The 21,239-nt window shown below is 57.4% G+C and carries 19 protein-coding genes and 2 tRNA genes; 9 read left to right on the top strand and 12 right to left on the bottom strand.

Going from position 1 to position 21,239, the window contains the following annotated elements:
• Positions 1–2: 2 nt before the first annotated feature.
• Complete coding sequence (locus tag C7436_RS04330; protein ID WP_121206819.1) at positions 3–1,175, bottom strand: trans-sulfuration enzyme family protein; 1,173 nt, start codon at positions 1,173–1,175, stop codon at positions 3–5.
• 101 nt (positions 1,176–1,276) lie between these two features.
• On the opposite strand from C7436_RS04330, the gene selD reads away from it, so the two are divergent.
• Positions 1,277–2,314, top strand: a complete 1,038-nt coding sequence (gene selD / locus C7436_RS04325; RefSeq protein ID WP_014421107.1) for a selenide, water dikinase SelD — start codon at positions 1,277–1,279, stop codon at positions 2,312–2,314.
• A 68-nt stretch (positions 2,315–2,382) separates the two neighbouring features.
• On the opposite strand, the gene C7436_RS04320 is transcribed toward selD, so the two are convergent.
• On the bottom strand, positions 2,383–3,537 hold the full coding sequence (locus tag C7436_RS04320; RefSeq protein WP_121206818.1) for a cytochrome P450: 1,155 nt from the start codon (positions 3,535–3,537) through the stop codon (positions 2,383–2,385).
• 102 nt (positions 3,538–3,639) lie between these two features.
• Entirely contained in the window at positions 3,640–4,026 is a 387-nt protein-coding gene (gene rnk / locus C7436_RS04315; RefSeq protein ID WP_121206817.1) for a nucleoside diphosphate kinase regulator, read from the bottom strand.
• Positions 4,027–4,334: 308 nt separating this feature from the next.
• Between rnk and C7436_RS04310 the strand changes: the two genes are divergently transcribed.
• A complete protein-coding gene (locus C7436_RS04310; RefSeq protein ID WP_121206816.1) occupies positions 4,335–5,249 on the top strand; it encodes an AEC family transporter in 915 nt (304 codons plus the stop codon).
• Here C7436_RS04310 and C7436_RS04305 read toward each other — a convergent pair.
• The gene (locus C7436_RS04305; RefSeq protein ID WP_023010486.1) at positions 5,229–6,194 is read right to left on the bottom strand and encodes a zinc ABC transporter substrate-binding protein; all 966 of its coding nucleotides are present in this window, start codon (positions 6,192–6,194) and stop codon (positions 5,229–5,231) included. The genes C7436_RS04310 and C7436_RS04305 overlap by 21 nt on opposite strands.
• A gap of 142 nt (positions 6,195–6,336) precedes the next feature.
• Between C7436_RS04305 and gltX the strand changes: the two genes are divergently transcribed.
• The 3 genes from gltX (at position 6,337) to C7436_RS04290 (ending at position 8,093) form a co-directional block, all read left to right on the top strand.
• Complete coding sequence (gene gltX / locus C7436_RS04300) at positions 6,337–7,818, top strand: glutamate--tRNA ligase (RefSeq protein WP_121206815.1); 1,482 nt, start codon at positions 6,337–6,339, stop codon at positions 7,816–7,818.
• Between the two features lie 116 nt (positions 7,819–7,934).
• Positions 7,935–8,010, top strand: a tRNA-Ala gene (locus C7436_RS04295).
• 7 nt (positions 8,011–8,017) lie between these two features.
• Positions 8,018–8,093 (top strand) — tRNA-Glu (locus tag C7436_RS04290).
• 126 nt (positions 8,094–8,219) lie between these two features.
• On the opposite strand, the gene C7436_RS04285 is transcribed toward C7436_RS04290, so the two are convergent.
• Positions 8,220–9,074 carry a 6-carboxytetrahydropterin synthase gene (locus tag C7436_RS04285; protein WP_121206814.1) on the bottom strand — a complete coding sequence of 285 codons (855 nt, stop codon included), beginning with the start codon at positions 9,072–9,074 and terminating at the stop codon, positions 8,220–8,222.
• Between C7436_RS04285 and C7436_RS04280 the strand changes: the two genes are divergently transcribed.
• Positions 9,066–9,773, top strand: a complete 708-nt coding sequence (locus C7436_RS04280; protein WP_081699711.1) for a nucleotidyltransferase family protein — start codon at positions 9,066–9,068, stop codon at positions 9,771–9,773. The two genes, C7436_RS04285 and C7436_RS04280, sit on opposite strands and share 9 nt — an antisense overlap.
• Here the strand turns inward: C7436_RS04280 and C7436_RS04275 are convergent.
• The 3 genes from C7436_RS04275 to C7436_RS04265 form a co-directional block, all read right to left on the bottom strand.
• Positions 9,753–10,850 (bottom strand): response regulator, encoded by a 1,098-nt coding sequence (locus tag C7436_RS04275; RefSeq protein ID WP_023010482.1) that lies wholly within the window; start codon positions 10,848–10,850, stop codon positions 9,753–9,755. The two genes, C7436_RS04280 and C7436_RS04275, sit on opposite strands and share 21 nt — an antisense overlap.
• Before the next feature lie 51 nt (positions 10,851–10,901).
• Positions 10,902–12,287, bottom strand: coding sequence for an MORN repeat-containing protein (locus tag C7436_RS04270; RefSeq protein WP_121206813.1), 1,386 nt, complete (start codon positions 12,285–12,287; stop codon positions 10,902–10,904).
• Positions 12,288–12,401: 114 nt separating this feature from the next.
• On the bottom strand, positions 12,402–12,863 hold the full coding sequence (locus tag C7436_RS04265) for a hypothetical protein (protein WP_023010480.1): 462 nt from the start codon (positions 12,861–12,863) through the stop codon (positions 12,402–12,404).
• A gap of 99 nt (positions 12,864–12,962) precedes the next feature.
• On the opposite strand from C7436_RS04265, the gene C7436_RS04260 reads away from it, so the two are divergent.
• A complete protein-coding gene (locus C7436_RS04260) occupies positions 12,963–15,887 on the top strand; it encodes an insulinase family protein (RefSeq protein WP_121206812.1) in 2,925 nt (974 codons plus the stop codon).
• A 44-nt stretch (positions 15,888–15,931) separates the two neighbouring features.
• Here C7436_RS04260 and ppsR read toward each other — a convergent pair whose 3' ends face one another.
• Positions 15,932–16,747: a posphoenolpyruvate synthetase regulatory kinase/phosphorylase PpsR gene (ppsR, locus tag C7436_RS04255; RefSeq protein WP_011785359.1), complete on the bottom strand. Its 816-nt coding sequence runs from the start codon at positions 16,745–16,747 to the stop codon at positions 15,932–15,934.
• A gap of 132 nt (positions 16,748–16,879) precedes the next feature.
• Between ppsR and ppsA the strand changes: the two genes are divergently transcribed.
• Both ppsA and rraA read left to right on the top strand, forming a co-directional pair.
• On the top strand, positions 16,880–19,252 hold the full coding sequence (gene ppsA / locus C7436_RS04250; protein WP_014421120.1) for a phosphoenolpyruvate synthase: 2,373 nt from the start codon (positions 16,880–16,882) through the stop codon (positions 19,250–19,252).
• A gap of 38 nt (positions 19,253–19,290) precedes the next feature.
• Positions 19,291–19,770, top strand: a complete 480-nt coding sequence (gene rraA / locus C7436_RS04245) for a ribonuclease E activity regulator RraA (RefSeq protein WP_011785357.1) — start codon at positions 19,291–19,293, stop codon at positions 19,768–19,770.
• 49 nt (positions 19,771–19,819) lie between these two features.
• On the opposite strand, the gene C7436_RS04240 is transcribed toward rraA, so the two are convergent.
• From C7436_RS04240 to C7436_RS04230, 3 genes are all read right to left on the bottom strand, one after another.
• On the bottom strand, positions 19,820–20,110 hold the full coding sequence (locus C7436_RS04240) for a PilZ domain-containing protein (RefSeq protein ID WP_011785356.1): 291 nt from the start codon (positions 20,108–20,110) through the stop codon (positions 19,820–19,822).
• 5 nt (positions 20,111–20,115) lie between these two features.
• Positions 20,116–20,784 carry a TIGR04211 family SH3 domain-containing protein gene (locus C7436_RS04235; protein ID WP_011785355.1) on the bottom strand — a complete coding sequence of 223 codons (669 nt, stop codon included), beginning with the start codon at positions 20,782–20,784 and terminating at the stop codon, positions 20,116–20,118.
• 117 nt (positions 20,785–20,901) lie between these two features.
• Positions 20,902–21,201: a YciI family protein gene (locus C7436_RS04230; RefSeq protein ID WP_011785354.1), complete on the bottom strand. Its 300-nt coding sequence runs from the start codon at positions 21,199–21,201 to the stop codon at positions 20,902–20,904.
• Positions 21,202–21,239: the final 38 nt, after the last annotated feature.

Here is a 21,239-nt window from a genome sequence, read left to right as displayed (position 1 = left end):
CCTCAGGAGAGTGCCTGATTAAGGTCGGCGATCAGGTCTTCCGCATCTTCCAGCCCCACTGACAGGCGCAGCATGCCATCGCCAATGCCCCGTTTGAGGCGCTCTTCCCGGCTCAGGCCGTGATGGCTGGTGGCGCTCGGTTGGCTCACCAGGCTTTCTACTCCGCCCAGGCTGGTGGCAAGCAGGAAGACTTTCAGGGAGTCCGCCACTTTTTCGGCTGCCTGCTGGCCACCGTCCACTTCAATACTGAGCATACCGCCGAAGCCGGTCATCTGCTGTTTGGCCAGGTCGTGGCCTTCGAAGGAAGGCAGGCCGGGGTAGTGTACTTTGGTGACTTTCGGATGTTGTTCCATCGCTTGAGCGACTGCCATGGCGTTCTCGTTGTGTTGGCGCACTCGTAATGGCAGTGTGCGCAAGCTGCGGGAGAGCAGGGCGGCGGTTTCCGGGGCAATCAGCTGGCCCAGGTTCTTGCGCCAGGCGACCACGGGTTTTGCCAGGCTTGCAGAGGTCATCAGGGCACCGGCGGTCAGGTCGCTGTGGCCACCCAGGTATTTTGTGGCGCTGTGCAAGACGAGGTCTGCGCCCAGTTCCAGCGGTTTCTGGTTGATGGGGCTAGCGAACGTATTGTCCACCGCCACCAGTGCGCCGTGCTGGTGGGCCGTTTCAGCGATGGCGCGAATGTCCAGGATCGCCATGTTCGGGTTGGCCGGGGTTTCGAAATAGACCAGCTTGCCCGGTTCGTTCAGTGTTTCCGCCAGTTGGTTCTGCTCTTCACGGAACAGGAAGGTCACTGGAATGCCCAGCGCCTGGCAGTGATTCTTCAGTAGTTCCTGTGTGCCCCCATAAAGATCGCCTACGCACACAATCCCATTACGGCCATGGGCCAGCAGGGTTGCCGAAATTGCCGCCATGCCGGAGGCAAACCCCAATGCTGCTTCAGCATTTTCGAGCCCGGCCAGTCCCTGTTCCAGTTCCTGGATGCTCGGGTTGGTGCCCCAGCGAGTGTACAGGTTACCGTCGCTTCGCCCCTCAATCACATCCAGCAAGTCTGCCGTGTTTTCAAACCGGTAGGTGGTGGTGTTGTAAACCGGCGAGTAGGGGCTGCCGAAGGCATCCTTATGGCGGCGATTGTGGATGATGCGAGTCGCGGGGCCTTGGTTGTTCGGGGTGGTCATGGTGGTTCCTACGCATTTGGTGGCCGGAGAGTGAGCTGCATTGTAGACTGTTGCGTATCCTGACGATAACCGAGTTGCTCAACCGAAAGAAGGAAGACGCTTTGTCGATCAAATTGACCCAGTTCAGCCACGGTGCCGGATGTGGCTGCAAGATTGCTCCGGACGTTCTGGACCGCATCCTTCACACTGATGCTCCCGAATTTCACGATCCGCGACTGCTGGTGGGCAACAGCAGCCGAGACGATGCTGCGGTTGCCGATGTGGGTAACGGCCTTGGCATTATCAGCACCACCGATTTCTTTATGCCGGTGGTGGACGACCCGTTCGATTTCGGCCGTATTGCTGCCACCAATGCCATCAGCGATGTCTATGCCATGGGCGGAAAGCCCGTGATGGCTATTGCCATTCTGGGCTGGCCGGTCAATGAGCTGGAACCGGAAATTGCCGCCAAGGTAATCGATGGTGGGCGTGCCGTGTGTGCCGAGGCAGGTATCGCCCTGGCCGGTGGCCACAGCATCGACTCACCGGAGCCGATTTTCGGGCTGGCGGTGACTGGCCAGGTGGCTGTTGACCGTATTATCCGAAACGATACCGCTCAAGCGGGCGATTTGCTGTATCTCACCAAGCCACTGGGCGTCGGTATTCTCACCAGTGCTTCCAAGAAAGGTAAGGTTACTCCTGAAGACCTCGCCGTGGCGGTGGAGAACATGGCGACCCTCAATAAGGTTGGCGAAGTGTTTGCTGAGGTGGATGGTGTCAATGCCATGACCGATGTAACCGGCTTTGGTCTTGCCGGGCACTTGCTGGAAATCTGCCGGGGCAGCGGCTTGAAGGCAACGGTAAGTCGCAAGGCTGTGCCTGTGCTGCCAAACCTGAAGCCATATATTGATGCCGATTGCATCCCTGGTGGCACCCACCGCAACGCGGCGGCGTTCGGCAAGGCGATTTCCGGTATGACCGACGCCGACAAACTGTTGTTCTGTGATCCGCAAACCAGCGGTGGCTTGATGGTTAGCGTGGCCGAAAAGAGCCGGGAAGCCTTTGAGGCCCTCGCCCGAAAGCATGGTCTGGATCTGCAGCCTCTCGGGCGTCTTGAAGCCGCGGGGTCCGACGAAAGCCTGGTGTTTATCGAAGACTGATCCCGTCGCAATATAAAGCCGCACCGGAGGTTCTCCGCTGCGGCTTTTGTTTTTTCTGGAGAAAGCTATCAGCGGAACACCAGTGGCAGATAGTTAAATCCACCCGTGGGAAACATCGCCCGCTCAGGCTGTTCGCCGTCAGCCTGCTCGATAGCTTCGATCTGCTTCAGCAACTCCTCCATGAAGATCCTGAGTTCCATTCGTGCAAGGGGGGCGCCGGGACAGACATGGATGCCGGCGCCATAGAGCAGGTTCCTGGCTGCGTTCTGACGTGGGCAGAACTGATCCGGGTTGCCGAAAGCGACTTCGTCCCGGTTGGCGGATGCCCAAAGAAGGGTGATTTTCGCGCCGGCGGGAATGGTTCTGCCGTCTATTTTGACCTCTCGGGTGGTTAGTCGGCGATTGGAAATGAGTGGGGCGTCCATTCGCAGGATTTCGTCAATAGCATCGGAGAGCTGCTCCGGGGCGGCCTTAAGGTCATTAAGAAGCTCGGGATGATGGGCCAGATAGTGGGTCAGTATGGAAATGCTGGCTGAAATGGTGGCCAGTTCTCCGACTGTCCAGTTGCGCAAGAGACTGACCAGCTCTTCGTCGGTCATGGGTTGGCCATCGATTTGCTCGCGCATTAGTCGGGTGGTGACATCATCTGGTGCGGGCTCCCGGGTCCGGCGCCGTGAGTTCAGAAGGTCGCGGATGTACCCGTCAAATTCTTCAGCAACGTCGGCCATGGCGGAACGGTCGCGGGCCAGGGTTGCTCGGTGATTCTTCATCACCCACTCGGCCAGCGGTTGATGCAGGCTATCCGGCCAGCCCATAAACGCGCACTGAATCTGTAGTGCAAAGGGGCGGCTTAGAGTGTTGACCACATCCAGCGGCTTGTTTTTGTTCAGGGATTGCACCAGCGCCCGGGCCACATCCCGGCATACCGGTTCAAAGCGTGCCATGGGCTCGGGGGCAAAATAGGGTTCGATGGCCTTGCGGTAAGGGGTGTGTTCCGGCGGGTCCATGCCATTCGGTACGGACAGGTGCGCGGAGACGGCGTTACTGAAGGTGTGATGATCCTCCAGTGCCCGCATGACATCGGCATGGCGAAACAACGTCCACTGCTGGTAATCACTCCAGGCTACCGGGCATTCCTTGCGCATGGCATCGTAGGCGCGGATCTGGTCCGTCTGAACCTCGGCTGATCTGGGATCCCAGTCTTCGTGGTGCTGCTCTGCCATACGGCCTCCTGATCTGTCGGTTAGCATTGATGAAATGCTACCACCGGAGGCCGTTCTGCCTTTGGAGAAATATCAAGTCCTGATATTTGTAAAGGAAAGTGCTTATGGGTTTCGGGTAACACCGATCACTTTCAGGTGGATGGGCTTGCGGCCTTTCATGGGCCATTCGATGCTGCTGCCAATGCTCAGCCCCAGCATGGCGGCACCGGCCGGTGCCAGTATCGAGACTTTGTGATCGGCGTCGCCTACTTCATGGGGGTATACCAACGCCACTTCTTGCTCCTCGCCGGTGTCTTCGTTCAGGAAGCGCACTCGTGAGTTCATGGTTACCACGCCCTCTGGCATGTCGGCCAGAGGCTTCATGTCGGCACGGCTGAGTTCGTCTTCCAGCCCATCGGCCACATCAGACTGGCCGGCGACCCGCTCAAGCAAGGTGCTGAGACGGTTATAATCTTCTTCTGCAACAGTGATAGGTGGCAATTCAGCCATAGCAATCTCCAGGTAAACAATCGATTGTTGGTTAGGCGCTGAATCCGGACGGGGAAGAGAGTGGATTCAGCGAAATCAGAGGCGGATGGCAGCCCTGCCGGTGTTCCCGAAGGAGGACCGCAGTGCCAGAGATATCGTGTAATTGCCTGAACGCAGAATGTTCACGGGAATTGCACTTCGCCTTTAGAGTTGAAGAAGCTCTGAATCTAACCCCGGGTGAGCAAAATGGCAACTGCGAACTTGCCGAAGATCTGTGCTAGTGTCTTGCACCTGTGAACGGGCTGGTGTCTGGTAGTCGGGAGGTGGTGATGCCAATGGTGGTTCAGGCTTTGATTCCTGTCTTCGTGCTGATCATGTTGGGCCATGGCTTGCGCCGCGTGGACTTTCCCGGAGGTGATTTCTGGCCCCGTGCAGAGCGCTTCACCTATTACGTACTGTTTCCTGCCATGCTGGTGTTCAAGCTTGGGCAGGCCCGGCTGCCTCCTTCCGCCTACGGTGATACGGCGATGCTGATTATCGCCATGCTGCTGGCGATGACGCTGGTGCTGGTGGCTGCACAGTGGCTCTGGGGCTGGTCTGGTCCGGTGTTTTCATCGGTATACCAGGGTGCGATTCGTTTCAATTCCTACGTGGGTCTGGCCGCGGGTGGCATGCTCCTGGGGGATGATGGGCTCTCGCTCACGGCTATCGCCGTGGCCATTATGGTGCCGTTGTTGAACCTGCTGTGTATTCTGATGTTCGCTCTGGTAGCAGGGCGAGAGCAAATCAATCTGGCGGCGGTGATTCGGGCGATTGTCACCAACCCGTTGATCGTCGGTTCGGTCATTGGCGTGCTCTGGAGCTATTTTCAGGTAGGGTTTCATCCCTTGCTGGCGGGCATACTGGAGCCGTTGAGTAATCTGGCGCTGCCGATGGGGCTGATGTGCGTGGGGGCTGGTTTGCAGCTCAGTGCCCTGCGTGGCGGTTCGGTTCCGTTTATTGTCTCCTCGGCTCTTAAACTGGTGGCGTTTCCACTGATGACCGCAGGCCTGGCCTGGATGCTCGGGCTGGAGGGGCTGCTGGTGCAAGTGGCGGTGCTGTTGGCGGCCTTGCCTACTGCCACGTCGGCCTACATTCTGGCGCGCCAGCTTGGCGGGGATGCGCCGCTGATGGCAGGGATCATCAGCGGGCAAACCCTGTTGGCGATGGTCTCTATTCCGGTGCTACTGAGCCTGCTCTGGTAAGCACTTGAGAACCGCATCGGCCACAGATTGCTGAAACTCGATGTAGCCTGCCGGTGTCGATTCAATGTCGGTTGCCAGCGGGTCCCAGGTGCTGAAGGTGACGTTCAGTCCTTCGGTAATGGAACGCCACCACTGGCGGTTGAATTGGGGCTCGGTCAGCAGGCACGGGTGATTGGCAGCTTCGAGCTTGGCCTGAACATCGGCGATGTGTCGGGCGCCAGGGGAAAGTTCCGGGTTCAGGGTCAGAACGCCTTCCAGCGTCAGCCCATAGTGCTCGGCGTAGCGGGTAAAGGCATCGTGATAGGCGAACAGGCTGATGTCATCCAGGCCGGCAAAGCTCGCTCGAATACTCTGCTCTTTGTTGAGCAGTTCGGTTTGAAAACGCTCCAGGTTGGCATTCAGTTCCTCGGGGTTTACGCCCTCAAGTTCGCTCAGTACATTCCGGATGTCTTTCGCCATGTCCAGTGCCAGCATCGGGTCTACCCATATATGTGGGTCTTCGCCGTCGCCGTGATCGTGGTGATGGACATCGGGTTCGTCATGATGCCCGTGATCATCGTGCTCTTCATGCTCAGGCTCATGGTTGTGCTCATCATGATGCTCGTCGTGCTCAGATTCAGCGCCTTCGCTTTCCAGGAAAGCCACCGACCGGCCAGCGAATTCCTTGCCACCGAGCAGACGGTTGAGGAAGGTTTCCATATCCGGGCCGACCCAGAAGATGACATCCGCCTGTTCCAGGGCACGCCGCTGAGAGGGCTTCATGCTGTAGTTATGGGGGCTGGAGCCGGGTGGTACCAGCGTTGATACCTCCACGCTGTCACCCGCGACAGCTTTGACCAGAAGTTCGACAGGTTTAATGGACGCAACCACATTGGTTGCGGCGGCGGGTGTTGCTATAGCCAGGGCTGAGAGTGCAAGGGCCAGGCGGGTGACATTCTGTGGCATGGTGTATCGAATCCTGCGTGTACGTGAAACGTTATAATATAACAGCTTGTGTCGGGGATGCAAAAGCCGCCCATGCGAAACCTCAGGATGGCCGCTATAATGCGCCCTTTATAAATCGGCCACTTATTTTCAGGATGGTTTCATGACAGTACGCACCCGAATTGCCCCGTCGCCCACCGGCGATCCACACGTTGGTACCGCCTACGTGGCCCTGTTTAACCTGTGCTTTGCCCGTCAGCACGGCGGCCAGTTCATTTTGCGCATCGAAGACACCGATCAGGCCCGCAGTACCGCTGAATCCGAGCAGGATATTCTGACAGCGTTGCGGTGGCTGGGTCTGAATTGGGACGAGGGTCCCGACGTTGGCGGCCCCCACGGCCCGTATCGCCAGTCTGAGCGCAAGCACATGTACGGTCAGTATGCCGAGGACCTGGTCACCGCTGGTCATGCGTTCTATTGCTTCCGTACACCGGAAGAGCTGGATGCCATCCGTGAAGAGCGTAAGGCTCAGGGCCTGAATCCTGGCATCAAGGGCGATCTGGAGTTGCCGGAAGACGAGGTGAAGCGCCGTCTGGATGCGGGTGATCCGTACGTTATCCGCATGAAAGTGCCCGATGAAGGCGTGTGTGAAATTCAGGATATGCTCCGGGGTACCATTGAGATCGATTGGGCTCAGGTGGACTGCCAGATCCTCTTGAAGTCTGATGGGATGCCGACCTATCACCTGGCCAATGTTGTTGATGACCATTTGATGGGCATTACCCACGTGCTGAGAGGTGAGGAATGGATCAATTCTGCGCCCAAGCACAAGCTGCTGTATCAGTACTTTGGCTGGGATATGCCAGAGCTGTGTCACCTCCCGCTGCTGCGTAACCCTGACAAGAGCAAGCTGTCGAAGCGCAAGAACCCGACCAGTATCAACTTTTACGAGCGTATGGGCTTCTTGCCAGAGGCTGTGACCAACTACCTGGGTCGTATGGGCTGGTCCATGCCGGACGAGCGTGAGAAATTCACTCTGGATGAGATGATCGAGAACTTTGATATCCAGCGCGTGTCCCTGGGTGGCCCCGTGTTTGACGTGGAAAAACTGCGTTGGCTCAACGGCCAGTGGATTCGTGAGGAGCTGAGCGACGAGCAGTTCATGGCGCGGATGCAACAGTGGTGGTTTAACCTGGACGACTTGAAAGCCCTGGTGCCCCATATCAAGGGTAGGGCGGAAGTGTTTTCCGATGTGGCGCCAATGGCCCAGTTCATGTTCAGCGGCATGCTGAATCTGAAACCGGAGGACTTTGCCCATAACAAGCTGGATGAGAGCCAGGTCAAACGGGTGCTGCAGTTCGCCCTTTGGAAGCTGGAAGCTCAGCGCCACTGGAGCAAGGACACCATCTTTGCCGACATCAAGGCGTTGGCGAAAGCCATGGACCTGAAGATGGGCGATTTCATGTTCTCGATCTTTGTGGCCATTGCCGGAACGCCCAATTCCTGGTCAGTGATGGACTCCATGGCGTTGCTTGGCCCGGACATGACCCGCTCCCGTTTGCGTCATGCCCTTGAGGTTATGGGTGGCTTTTCCAAGAAAGAAACCAAAAAAGTAGAGAAGGAATACGCTGCTCTGGGTGTTTGATGAGCGGTTTGTTGGTTAATTGAACGATGAGAACAGGGATGTTCAAAAAACTTTAAAAAAAGCGGAATCGGGTGTTGACGCCCCAAGGGCGGATCCTTAATATACGCATCCGTTGAGGGGCCATAGCTCAGCTGGGAGAGCGCAACACTGGCAGTGTTGAGGTCAGCGGTTCGATCCCGCTTGGCTCCACCAATTTCTAGTCCCCTTCGTCTAGTGGCCTAGGACTCCGCCCTTTCACGGCGGCAACAGGGGTTCGAACCCCCTAGGGGACGCCAATTAGGCTTGACGGTTTAGTCCACCGGATAGCCATCAAAAAAACCGCCTTCGGGCGGTTTTTTTGTGTCTGAACGAATGAGCAGCGGGATTCGCGCCGTTTAGGGCGCCAATCCCGGATGGTCGGTTCAGGCTCGTATGGCAATGGCGCCTTTGCCCACTCCCTCGTAGGCTTTTACCCGAATTTCCTCTCCGGAGAACTCCGCTTTCAGTTTTTCCGCAATGTGGGCGGCAATCAGCTCTACGGTTGTGTCCGTTTCCAGCATGTACACCCGGTGCTCCGGCAGTGTCAGGGCAAACTCACCCTGGTTGGCTTCATACTCGAAGGTGATATAGCCAATGCCATCCTCGCCCACGAACCGGCGAGCCACGTCTTCTTCCGTGCCCACATAGATATCCTGCCAGAGCTTCGCCCAGCGTTCTTCCAGGTCATAGGCCCGGTGTCCGTTGCGGTCAATGCGTATCGGGGAGCGATGCCCATGGGCAATGCGCTGGCAGTTGCCCAGGTGCTTTTTCAGGCCGTGAACATAGTGGTAGTAAGCGCCTTCGATGACTTCTTCGCGCAGGTTGATGTCGACGGAGGTGACATTGCCGGGCAGAACGGCTTTAAGCTCTTTTTCCAGCAGGGCGGCCACGGCAGACGGGACGACCCGGTCCGAGGACAGCCAGACAACGGCTTCGTCCGGCGAGCTGTGCTCGATGTGACCGCCGCCAGAGAGTGCCCAGCGGAAAGTGTTGGGCGCGTCCTCGCTCCATTGCAGGCCTTCGTATCCGCGGGGAATCACCAACCGGTGGTCAACGCGTTCGTCAATCACCCTTTTGATGGTGCGCTTGACGTTGCTGAAGTCAAAGACCATACCCTGTTCGTCCAGTTCTCCTCCCAGCACCACATCGGCAATCCAGCTTTCGCCAACCAGGCCTCGAGCGGGATCCAGATAGGCGAAATCAATCACAGTGAGGTTGTCGACAAAGAGATGGTTCATGGAGGGTCCGGCGTGGTCAGGTTGCATGATGGCGGAATTCTAGCAAAAATCGCTGCATTCAGCAGTTTCAGGGGGCGCATCATAAACGCGAATCATAGCATCAAGGATCCGCAGTTTCCGGCATTGGTGCTGGCAGCCGGCCAAGCGAGACGAATGGGGTGTTACAAGCAGGCCTTGAAACTGCCAGGTGGCGATTCATTGCTGGGGCACGCCATTAGTCAGGCGCGGCAGCTATCGGCGCAGACGTGGGTGGTTGCGGGCGCAGGCTACCCTCTGGTGCGCTTTCGCTGCAATCGGCAACCGGCGCACTGGGTGGTTAACGAGCGTTGGCGGGAGGGCTTGTCGACGTCGTTGATTGCCGGCCTGCAGGCGCTTTCTCCCGCTGCTTTGGGTGTGTTTGTGCTGTTGGCAGACCAGCCCTTACTGGATACCGAAGGGCTCAGACGGCTGTCCGCAAACGCCCGGCGGAAGCCAGAGGTGCCCTGGGCAGCCAGTTATGGCAAGCGGGTAGGCGTGCCAGCCTGGATTCCGAAATCGCTCTGGGGAGATCTGTTATTGCTTAAGGGCGATGCGGGGGCGGGGGTGGTTCTGAACCGGGCCGGAACCCGTCCGGTTGAAATAGCCGGGGTGCAACAGGACGTTGACACCCCTCAGGACTGGCAGCAGGTCCGTGGGCAATTAGCCGAACAGGCCGGATAACCAGGCGATTCCTACGCTGAAAATACCCAGACTGATGGCCAAGCCAACGGTATAGATGCGCGAGTTGGCCGAGCGCTGCTGAGACACGTACAGATCGATGGTGCGCTGGGCAATGTCCTCGGCGGTCTCCCGGGAAATCTCGTGGGCCTGCTGAATGGCTTCCGACTGCAGGGTTTGCCAGAACTCGGTGTCGATGGTCTGTACGCTGGTGATGTGGTCCTTCAGCTCTGCCATATGCTCGGAGGTGAATCCGGCGTTTTTGGAGAGTTCTTTTTTCAGGGAAGTAAGCTCGCGACCCAGGTTCAGGTTAACTTCGGCAGCCACTTCGTCGCGCAGGTTGCGGGTGCGTTCATCCAGCATCTTGCTGAGTGACTCCAGGCGCTCCTCGATAGTGGCTTCCTGCCTGCTGCGGGTTTCGTCCAGCGCACGCTTGAGGTGATCGAACTGTTCGTCGAAAAGGGAGCTGAGCAGTTCATGCAGCCGGTTGTTGATATGAGTCTTGACCGCCGAGCGGGCAATCTGCTCAATCAGGTCGCTGGTCAGAGGCACCACATTCGGGGCGCTTTGGCCGTTCAGGCCGCTTTCTGCTTTTGGCGACAGTTGCACAGAGGCATCCTCCGGAAAGTCCATGGGTTCGTCATCTGACTCGCGCAGGTCATGGCCGTTCATTTCAACAGGTGCTTCTGGCACGTTCCCCTGCTCGACGTCACTGGCCAACTGCTCCAGCATCAGGTTGAGACCTTCGTTGTGAGGCGGCTTGGTAAGGATGTTGTAGACACCAAAGTTGCGCGCTTCCTCCATAAAGGAAGAGGATTTCTTGGAGGTACACATGATGATCGGAATGCCGGCCGTTTCCGGGTTGTTCTTGATGGCCTTGGTGGCTTCCACGCCATTCATGCCGGGCATCAGGTGATCCATAAAGATCACGTCTGGCCGGTCGTGGCTCTTCAGGAAATCCAGCGCTTCTTCTGCTGATCCCGCCATGTTCACTTCCATGTCCCGACTCTCGAGCAGTTTGCTTAGCGCAAACCTGGCAACTTTGGAGTCGTCCACCAGCAGAGCATTTTTGATTGCCATGTCACTACCTCAACCTGTTACTGCAAACGCGTGGGTGCTGCGACCGGGTGATTACCAGCCTTCCAGTTGCGGGCACTGGGTTGCCCGATAACTCTTTTCCCGATAACAGACACCGGGTTCCGTGGTGCGGGCGGTAAACACTTCGCCGGCCGCGGTTGTCAGGCGAACCTGTCCATAGGGTTCGCCATGGCGGAAAGTGGCCTCGATGGAGCTGCCGTTAGGGTTGCGCAGCAGGCCTTTGCCGTGGAACTTGCCTTCCATGTACTGGCCATCGTATTTCTTTCCGTCAGCAAAGACTTCCGAGCCCTTGCCATGAAATTCGCCGTTGGAGAATTCGCCTTCGTAGGAGCGTCCGTCCGGGTAGGTGAGGGCGCCCTGGCCGTGGAATTCATCATTCCGAAAGCCGCCAACGTACAGCATGCCATCGGCGGTGGTCAGGGAACCATGGCCATTCATACGGCCCTGCTCCCAGTTTCCGGTCAATATGTCGCCGTTGGCCAGGGTAAGCGTGCCCTTGCCGTGGAACTGATCGTTCTGGAACTGGCCGGTATAAGTCGTGCCGTCTGCGGAGCGCCAGCGCCCCTCACCGTGCCGTTCGCCCCGTTTCCAGTCGCCCTCGTAGCGGCTTCCATCGGAGTACCAGGCGGTACCGGAACCATCAAACTCGGCGTCCACGAAGTGGCCTTCATAACGCAGGCCGGAGCTATCTTCCCAGGTGCCATCACCAGTGGTGATGCCGCCGCGCCATTCACCATTCCTGTAGTTTACGGTGGTGAAGGCTTCCAGTTTGCCGACCAGCGTGAGTTCGTCGCCGGCTTCCAGTGCCACTGAATTGCTCCAGGACTGGTATCCGGGCTTTTCGATGGTGATGTCATAGAGGCCGGGGTCCAGCTCCAGGTCCAGGCGGGTGGCGCCATAGGATTTACCGTTGATCGTAACCTGATCGCCCACCACGTTGGAGCGTAACACCAGGGTGCCGGTTTTCGGAGGCTCGGGCGCGGGTTTCGTCTCCGGCACGTCGCGTTGGGAACGCATAACCGAAACTGGTTCGGCCATGGCCAGCATTTCCGGGTTTTCGGGCATTGGTTCAACGGTGAACGGTTCGCTGTTTGCTGCTGTTTCGGTCTGTTCGCCGGTGGCCGGAAGCGCGTTGTCGACGGGCTGCGGCGTCTCCGGAGTGTCTGCCAATGGTGTCTCGCGGGTATCAGCAAACAGCGGCTCTTCAGCCACAGGTGCGGGTGTTTCGGCTTCAATCCGGGTTGTGGGTGTTTTCGCGGCTGAGGTTTCCGGCGCGGTGGCATGCTCCACGGTTTGCGCCAGAGCCGGAGCTGTGGGGTCGGTGGTATCCAGATCCTTGCGAACCGATGCGAATCCGGCAGTAACCAGAAGCATGAGCGCAAGTGCATTGATGAACAGCAGCGGCCTGAAATCGACCATGACAAAACCTCTTGATCCAAGTGTTCCGGATGCTTTGTTATGGGTTCATCTTAACCACTGTCTGCAACGTTATGTAACAGAAAGTGTCTGAACTTGATCAGAATGCCGGTCGTATCACATTTTGTCCGGAAGCCGATCATGGTTAAGTTGCTCCCAGGACTTCATGTAAACATCGGCTTCATATTGATAGGGAGACCGGAACGGGGTCAGAACAAAATCGAATATCAGGAAAAAGGAGCCGATCGACAGCCAGGCGATCGTCAGGGTGCTGATGGTCGTGGCCTGTTCCTCCGGATTCGAGTTGACGAACTCCTGCAGCATCGGGATCAGGTCACCGGCCATGACTACCGGGTTGAAGCTGGCCAGGACAAAGGGCAGCCAGAAGGCAATGAAGATGGGGAAGAAGCCGTAAGACCACAGCACACGCCGTAACAGGTAGATAGCAACTTCCCGCCAGAATCGCTGTCGAATCTCGGGAACTTTGCGGATTCGCTCGAGATACTGGCGTCGTTCGGCCCACCAGGCGGCAACTTCAGGGGCGTCGATGTGGGATTTGTCTGGGCTGCGGTCTGTCATGGATTGGCAGGCTACCTTGTTGAGTCCGTTCCGTGCATGATATCCGATACTACGTGTTACCCTGTAATTCTCCAATTGTTCTATACACAGGATTTTTTAATGGCTGCAGTGACTGACAACGCAATCCATCCGGCTTTTGAGAAACTTCGCAGTCACCGGATCGGCACCCTGAACCTTGAGGTTGAGGAGTATCGCCATAAAAAGACCGGTGCACGCCATCTTCACCTGGCGGCGGATAACGACGAGAACGTATTCTTCGTTGCTTTGCGCACGTTCCCGATGGATTCGACCGGTGTCGCCCACATCCTGGAGCATACCGCCCTGTGCGGCAGTGAGCGTTACCCGGTGCGTGATCCGTTCTTCATGATGATTCGCCGCTCCCTGAACACTTTCATGAACGCGTTCACCAGCAGCGACTGGACTGCTTATCCCTTTGCCAGCATGAACCGCAAGGACTTCGATAATCTGCTGTCGGTGTACCTGGATTCCGTGTTCTTCTCCAAGCTGGACCCGCTGGATTTTGCACAGGAAGGTCATCGCCTGGAATTTGACAAGCCGGATGACCCATCCAGCGACCTGGTCTACCGGGGTGTGGTCTACAACGAGATGAAAGGGGCGATGAGCGCACCTACCTCCCAGCTCTGGCAGAACCTGACCAGCCATCTGTTCCCGACCACGACTTATCACTACAACAGCGGCGGCGAGCCGGACCATATTGTCGATCTGAGTTATGACGACCTGGTGAGGTTCTATCGCCACCACTACCACCCGAGCAATGCGATTTTTGCGACCTACGGCAATATCCCGGCCCGGGAACACCACGAGAAGTTTGAAGAGCTGGCGCTGAAACGGTTCGATCGGCTGGATATTGAACTGCCGGTGAAAGACGAGAAGCGCATGTTCGCGCCGGTCCGGGTAGAGCAGGGCTATGCGGTAAATGAAGGTGAGAGCACCGACAACAAGACCCACATTGTGATGGGGTGGTTGCTGGGCCACAGCTTCGACCTGCAGGAAAATCTTGAAGGCCAGTTATTGTCTGCCGTCTTGCTGGAAAACAGCGCATCGCCGTTGATGCGGGCGCTGGAAACCACAGACCTGGGCCATGCGCCGTCTCCCATGTGCGGGCTGGAGGATTCCAACCGGGAAATGACCTTCGTTTGCGGTATTGAGGGCAGCGAGCCGGAGCGCAGGGCGGATCTGGAACAGCTGATTGAGTCTACGCTGCAGAAGGTGGTGGATGACGGTGTCAGCCAGGAGCGCCTCGAGGCCATCCTGCATCAGTTGGAACTGCACCAGCGGGAGATTGCCGGAGACCAGTTCCCCTACGGCTTGCAACTGATCATGAGCGCGATTGCCCCCATGGTTCATGGTGGTGATCCGGTGGAACTGCTGGATCTCGAGCCGGTATTGGCGACATTGAGGGAAAAGATCAAGGATCCCGAGTATGTGCCCGGGCTGATCCGGCGCAAGTTGCTGGAGAACCCGCACCGGGTAACCCTGACCTTGCGCCCGGATGAAAAACTCGAAGGCCGTCGTCAGCAGGCCATCAAGGAAGCCCTTGCCCGGCGCAAGGCGGAGCTGTCCGACGATGATATCAGCCATATTGTGCAGCGTGCCCAAGCACTGGAAGAGCGCCAGATGCGCAAGGATGATGATTCCATACTGCCCAAGGTTGGGCTGGATGATGTGCCGCTGCAGATGCCGGAGCCGGAGGGACGGTACGATGCCGAAACCGGTGCGACCGTTTATTCCCGAGGCACTAATGGCCTGGTGTATCAGCAGGTGGTGCTACCGCTGCCGGCTCTGAGCAAAGACGAACTGTTGCTGTTGCCTTATTACACCACTCTGATTTCCGAAGTGGGGTGTGGAGAGCTGGATTACTTGCAAATGCAGGATCGTATTTCTGCGGAATCTGGCGGCATCGGCGCTTCTTTTACTGCCAAGGGGCAGATTGATGATGTTCAGGCCATGACCGGCTATCTGATTTTCAGTGGCAAGGCGCTGAGCCGCAACAGCAAAGCGCTGACCCGCCTGCTGAAGGATGTCTACACCGGGGCCCGTTTTGACGAAAAAGAGCGTGTTCGTGAGATCATTGCCCAGATCAGGGCTCGCCGTGAGCAGGCGGTGACGGGCAGCGGGCATGCCCTGGCCATGGGCGCAGCGGCTCAGGGCGTCAGTTCCGGTGCCTGGTTGTCGTACCGTCTGGGTGGTCTGGCTGGAATTCGTGGTACTAAGGAGCTTGATCAGCAGCTCAAAGATGAAGCCGGCCTGGCCGATTTCTGTGGCAAGCTGGCCGCGCTGCACAACCGTATTCGCAGCCAGAACCGCCAGTTCCTGCTGATTGGTGAGAACGACCAGTTGTCGCCCATGCTGGATGAGTTGGGCACTTGCTGGAGCGGAGTGTCTGCAGAGGGTGAGGGTAACTGGTCCATGGAGCCGGTCAGCTACAACACCCGGGAGGCCTGGCTGACATCTACCCAGGTCAATTTCTGTGCCAAAGCCTACCCGTCGGTTGCGGTGGATCATCCCGATGCGGCTGCGCTGACGGTACTGGGAGGCTTTCTCCGGAATGGTTATCTGCACCGGGCCATCCGTGAAAAAGGCGGGGCCTACGGTGGTGGCGCCGGCCAGGACAGCGTGAATGGTGTTTTCCGGTTCTTTTCCTATCGCGATCCCCGCCTTGCGGAAACCCTGGATGACTTCGATGCAGCGCTGAACTGGTTATACAGCGAAGCGCATGAGCACCAGGCTCTGGAAGAGGCTATCCTGGGTGTGATCGGCCAACTCGACCGCCCCCGCTCGCCAGCCGGAGCGGCTCGCCATGCTTACCACAACAGGCTGTTCGGGCGTACGCCGGAGCAGCGCGCACGTTTCCGTGAGAGGGTTCTTGGTGTCACTCTGGACGAGCTTCAGCGCGTGGCCAAGACCTGGCTTGCGCCTGAAAAGGCCAATGTGGCCGTCGTGACAAGCCCCGACAACCGTGCGGTTGTGGAAGGGCTTGGCATGGACATTCAGGAACTTTGATCTGACCGGCAGAGGGCCATTGGCTCTCTGCCGGGTTTCCTGCCTCAGCGGTGCCGCTTCAGGCCCGTTGTCACCATGATTCTGGTCGAGATTTCCTCAACGGAATACGCCGTAGTATTCAGATAGGGAATCCGCTCCCGCTTGTACATTAATTCGATTTCTTCAATCTCATGCATGCATTGCTGCAGCGATGAGTAGCGGGAGTTCGGTCGGCGCTCGTTACGAATGGTGGCAAGGCGTTCCGGTTCGATGGTCAGGCCAAACAGTTTTTCCTTATGGGGCCGGAGCGCGGCGGGCATCTTCTGGTCGTCCAGATCTTCTTCGGTAATCGGATAGTTGGCGGCCTTGATGCCGTACTGCAGGGCCAGGTACAGGCAGGTGGGCGTTTTACCGCTCCGGGATGCCCCGATCAGAATCAGGTCGGCCTCATCGTAATGCCGGGTGCGGGCACCGTCGTCATTGTCCAGCGCGAAGTTGACTGCGTGGATCCGGCGCTCGTAGCTGCCCGCGTTATTGATGGAGTGGGATTTGCCTACGGAGTAGGAGGACGACGAGTTGAGTTCCTGCTCCAGAGGGTTCAGGAAGGTTCCGAAGATATCTACCATAAAGCCGTCTGCCCGGCTGATAATTTCCCTGATGCCGCCATTAACGATGGTGTCGAATACCAGCGGCCGTTCCCCATCGATTTCCGACGCTTTGTTGATGCGGCTGACAAGATCCCGGGCCTTCTCCTCATCGTCGATATAGGGCACGGTAACCCGCTCAAACTCGATTTTTTCAAACTGCGCCAAAAGGGCATGGCCGAGCGCTTCTGCCGTAAGGCCAGTGCCATCAGAGATAAAAAACGCCGTTCTTTTCATGGTCGTATCCGGTCTGGTTTGAACTTGTTCCCGGGAGTCTTTGGTTGCCTCCCTAGGTAATTTCCGCAGCTTACAGTATCATACACGCCAGATTCGAGACTCCGCGCTACACAGACTCAAGGGAGACACGCTTTGGAAGATTACATTATCTGGTTTGACCACCTGGGAATGTCCGACGTAGACCGGGTTGGAGGCAAGAATGCTTCCCTCGGTGAAATGATCAGTAATCTCGCCAATGCTGGTGTTACCGTCCCTGGCGGTTTCGCTACCACTGCTCATGCTTACCGTGAATTCCTGGCCACCGACGGCCTGAAAGACCGCATTGACGAAGCCCTGGATGCCCTGGATGTCAACGACGTTAACGAACTGGCGCGGGTTGGCTCCCAGATTCGCCAGTGGGTAATCGACACCGCGTTTCCGGAAGTGCTGGATAACGCCTTGAAAGAAGCCTATGCCAAGCTTCAGGCCGGTAATGACCAGATGGCTGTCGCGGTGCGTTCCTCCGCCACCGCGGAGGACCTTCCTGATGCCTCTTTCGCCGGCCAGCAGGAAACCTTCCTGAACGTGGTGGGCCTGGAGCAGGTTCGTACCTCGGTGAAAGAGGTGTTTGCCTCGCTGTTCAATGACCGGGCGATCTCCTATCGCGTGCACCATGGTTTTGATCACAAGCTGGTAGCGTTGTCTGCCGGTATCCAGAAGATGGTTCGCAGTGAAACCGCTTCCAGCGGTGTTATGTTCACCCTGGATACCGAGTCCGGTTTCCGCGATGTTGTGTTTATTACCTCCTCATACGGCCTCGGTGAAACCGTGGTGCAGGGTGCCGTGAACCCTGACGAATTCTACGTACACAAGCCGACCCTGGAAGCCGGACGTCCGTCGGTATTGCGCCGTAACCTCGGCAGCAAGGCCATCAAGATGGTTTACCATTCCGAACCGGGTGAAGGTAAGTTTGTTGAAACCGTGAAGGTAGAGCAGGAAGACCGTAATCGTTTTTCCATCACCGATGCGGAAGTGGAAGAACTGGCCAAGCAGGCCATGATTATTGAAAAGCATTACCAGCGCCCGATGGACATTGAGTGGGCCAAAGATGGTGATGACGGCAAGATCTACATCGTTCAGGCCCGGCCGGAAACGGTCAAGAGTCGTGCAGCTGCCAATGTGATGGAACGTTACCTGCTGAAGGAAACCGGCAAAGTACTGGTGGAAGGTCGCAGTATCGGCCACAAGATCGGCAGTGGCCCGGTGAAGATCATCACCAGCATTAACGAAATGGACCGGGTACAGGCCGGCGACGTGCTCGTCACCGATATGACCGACCCGGACTGGGAGCCGGTGATGAAGCGGGCTTCGGCCATTGTTACCGACCGTGGCGGCCGTACCTGCCACGCCGCCATTATTGCCCGGGAGTTGGGTATTCCGGCGGTTGTGGGCTGTGGCGATGCCACCGAGGTGCTCAAGGATGGTCAGGACGTGACCGTCTCCTGCGCCGAAGGTGACACCGGTATGATCTACGAGGGTGCTCTGGACTTCGAGCTGCGTGAGAATACCGTGGACTCCATGCCCAACATTCCGTTCAAGATCATGATGAACGTGGGTAACCCGGACCGCGCCTTTGACTTCCAGGCGCTGCCCAATGAAGGTGTGGGTCTGGCCCGCCTTGAGTTCATCATTAACCGGATGATCGGCGTGCACCCGAAAGCGCTGTTGAACTTCGATGGCCTGCCCCGTGACATCAAACAGACCGTGGAAAAGCGCATTTCCGGCTATGCCTCACCGGTGGATTTCTACGTGGACAAGCTGGTGGAAGGTATTTCCACCCTGGCAGCGGCGTTCGCTCCGAAGAAAGTGATTGTGCGTTTGTCCGACTTCAAATCCAATGAGTACGCCAATCTGATTGGTGGCACCCTGTACGAGCCGGACGAAGAAAACCCGATGCTGGGCTTCCGTGGTGCATCGCGCTATATCTCCGATACCTTCCGCGACTGTTTCGAGCTTGAGTGTCGGGCTCTGAAGAAGGTCCGTAATGAAATGGGCCTGACCAACGTTGAAGTGATGGTGCCGTTCGTACGGACTGTCGGCGAAGCCGAACAGGTGGTGAACCTGCTGGCGGAAAACGGCCTGAAGCGCGGTGAGAACGGCCTGCGGGTCATCATGATGTGTGAACTGCCGGCCAATGCCATTCTGGCGGAGCAGTTCCTGGAGCACTTTGATGGCTTCTCCATCGGTTCCAACGATCTGACTCAGCTGACGCTCGGTCTTGACCGGGATTCCGGTATCATTGCCCACCTGTTCGATGAGCGTAACGATGCGGTGAAGGCGCTCTTGTCCAACGCTATCCAGGCCTGCAAGAAAACCGGTAAGTATATCGGCATCTGTGGTCAGGGCCCGTCAGATCATCCGGATCTGGCCAAGTGGCTGATGGATGAGGGCATTGATACTGTGTCTCTGAACCCGGATTCGGTACTCGATACCTGGTTCTTCCTGGCCGACGAGAAGATCGACTGATCACCAACACTTGGGAATGGGAAAAGGAGAGCGACAACGTGAGCAAGATTATTACTCCGGATCTGTGTGACGAATTTCCGGAAGTGCAGGTGGTCGAACCTGGCTTCAACAATTACGGTGGCGTGCGCCAGTTCGGCGGTGAGATCGTGACCGTGAAGTGCTTTGAAGACAACTCAGTGGTTAAAGAGCAGGTTGGGCTGCCCGGTAACGGCCGCGTGATGGTGGTTGACGGTGGCGCGTCCAAGCGCAATGCACTGCTGGGTGATATGCTGGCCGAGAAAGCCGCGGAAAACGGCTGGGCTGGCCTGATCATCTATGGCTGCATCCGTGATGTAGATGAGATTGGACAGACTACTCTGGGCGTTCAGGCCCTGGGTACCGTACCGCGCAAGACCGAAAAGCGTGGTATCGGTGATCTGAATATCCCGGTGACATTCCACGGTGTGACGTTCAAGCCCGGGCAGTATGTGTATGCCGATAACAACGGCATCATCGTCTCAGAGAAGCCGCTGGTTTAAGCCGCGGCCTCGGCACAGACAAAAACGGCGGCCTTTGGGCCGCCGTTTTTTATTGGGTCACTTCTATGATGTTGATTCCGAGCAGATAACCATCACCATCCGGCTCGCAACGCACCACCTCACCGAGCGTCTCCAGGGGCGGGAACTGATCCCCAGCGGACTCCATTCGGGTCCTCAGCTCTTCGCCAATCCTGAACGGTCGTTCCACTGCTACTTGCATACCGGCGGCACTGAGATCCCGGCAGGTACCGGTGTGGGTTTCACCATCGTTGCCGATAATCGTGATGGTGCTGTTCACCTGCATACGATGGAAGTCGCGCTTCTCAGAGTAATCTTTCATCACCTTTACGCCCAGTTGTCGGTTTTTCTTGTCGGTTTGAGCATGGGAATGATCAGGGCCAGCAGTACGCCGCCAAACACGAGGCCCGCGCCCAGAAGCATGAAATCAGATTCCTTGCTGGCCTCAAGACGCTCGTTTTCCGCTGTCAGTACTTCCAGATCATTCCGCAGTTTCTGGTTTTCTTCGCGCAATTCACGGTTACGACGCTCAAGATTGATGGAGTCAGCGGCAATATTCTTGATGCGTTGTAGTTCAGTTTGCAGGTCTTCAGCCCGATTGGAAAGATTATTCTCGGCATTCTGCAGAGAATTTCGTTCTTCGGTAACGGTTGCCAGTTGCTGCCGTGTTTCGGTCAGCTCGGCCCGTGCCGCATCCAGCTGCTGGCTGACTCTTCGTAGTTGGTCTGCGGCGATGGGTTCATTGCTCAGGTATTGGCTCGATACCCAGCCTTCGGTGCCTTTCGGGGTGCGTACGCGGGTATAGCTCTCACCGGTCTCGAGAACTTCCAGTGGCGTTCCGCTGGGAACCGCGTTTTCGATGATCCGGTACTGGCTGCCAGCGCCCGAGCGCACAGGCAGGTAAAGCTGATCATCGACCCAGACGGTGCGCGCCTGCGCAACGGAAACGGAGCTGACAATAAGCACAAGGCTGAAAAGGAGGCGGAGCGGTGTCACGGAGTACGTTCCCTGATAGTGTTATTACTGATGATTTAAACCCGCAATTCTGTCACAAGGTGGCCGCTATTCAAGCACCTCAGCGTTACAATCCGCTCATGCTGGCGGCGGCTGCGTTCAGGGCAGCACCACCTTGTAGGGTTTGACGATTACCTTTTCATACACGCCGGCATCGACGTAGGGATCTGCATCGGCCCAGGCCTGAGCCTTCTCCAGCGATTCAAACTCGGCGATGACCAGGCTACCACTGAAGCCTGCTTCTCCAGGATCGGGCGAATCAATGGCGGGATGGGGGCCGGCTACCAGTAACCGACCTTCGGCCTTGAGCTGTTCCAGCCGGGCCAGGTGCGCGGGTCGGGCTTCTTTGCGCAAGGGCAGGCTGTTGGCAATGTCTTCGCTGATGATGGCGTAATACATGAGTTCTCCGATCTGCGATCAGCTGAGGTTAGGGGCAC

It is taken from the genome of Marinobacter nauticus, from assembly GCF_003634635.1.
Classification (GTDB): domain Bacteria; phylum Pseudomonadota; class Gammaproteobacteria; order Pseudomonadales; family Oleiphilaceae; genus Marinobacter; species Marinobacter nauticus.
This window is presented reverse-complemented; position numbering and strand designations above follow the sequence as displayed.

What these genes read in the sequence shown, in the direction of transcription:
- C7436_RS04330 (WP_121206819.1), bottom strand. Translation starts at nt 1,175, where the DNA reads ATGACCACCCCGAACAACCAAGGCCCCGCGACTCGCATCATCCACAAT.
- C7436_RS04305 (WP_023010486.1), bottom strand. Translation starts at nt 6,194, where the DNA reads ATGCCACAGAATGTCACCCGCCTGGCCCTTGCACTCTCAGCCCTGGCT.
- C7436_RS04310 (WP_121206816.1), top strand. Translation starts at nt 4,335, where the DNA reads ATGCCAATGGTGGTTCAGGCTTTGATTCCTGTCTTCGTGCTGATCATG.
- gltX (WP_121206815.1), top strand. Translation starts at nt 6,337, where the DNA reads ATGACAGTACGCACCCGAATTGCCCCGTCGCCCACCGGCGATCCACAC.
- C7436_RS04285 (WP_121206814.1), bottom strand. Translation starts at nt 9,074, where the DNA reads ATGAACCATCTCTTTGTCGACAACCTCACTGTGATTGATTTCGCCTAT.
- ppsR (WP_011785359.1), bottom strand. Translation starts at nt 16,747, where the DNA reads ATGAAAAGAACGGCGTTTTTTATCTCTGATGGCACTGGCCTTACGGCA.
- C7436_RS04270 (WP_121206813.1), bottom strand. Translation starts at nt 12,287, where the DNA reads ATGGTCGATTTCAGGCCGCTGCTGTTCATCAATGCACTTGCGCTCATG.
- C7436_RS04275 (WP_023010482.1), bottom strand. Translation starts at nt 10,850, where the DNA reads ATGGCAATCAAAAATGCTCTGCTGGTGGACGACTCCAAAGTTGCCAGG.
- C7436_RS04260 (WP_121206812.1), top strand. Translation starts at nt 12,963, where the DNA reads ATGGCTGCAGTGACTGACAACGCAATCCATCCGGCTTTTGAGAAACTT.
- rnk (WP_121206817.1), bottom strand. Translation starts at nt 4,026, where the DNA reads ATGGCTGAATTGCCACCTATCACTGTTGCAGAAGAAGATTATAACCGT.
- C7436_RS04240 (WP_011785356.1), bottom strand. Translation starts at nt 20,110, where the DNA reads ATGAAAGATTACTCTGAGAAGCGCGACTTCCATCGTATGCAGGTGAAC.
- C7436_RS04320 (WP_121206818.1), bottom strand. Translation starts at nt 3,537, where the DNA reads ATGGCAGAGCAGCACCACGAAGACTGGGATCCCAGATCAGCCGAGGTT.
- C7436_RS04280 (WP_081699711.1), top strand. Translation starts at nt 9,066, where the DNA reads ATGGTTCATGGAGGGTCCGGCGTGGTCAGGTTGCATGATGGCGGAATT.
- C7436_RS04230 (WP_011785354.1), bottom strand. Translation starts at nt 21,201, where the DNA reads ATGTATTACGCCATCATCAGCGAAGACATTGCCAACAGCCTGCCCTTG.
- C7436_RS04265 (WP_023010480.1), bottom strand. Translation starts at nt 12,863, where the DNA reads ATGACAGACCGCAGCCCAGACAAATCCCACATCGACGCCCCTGAAGTT.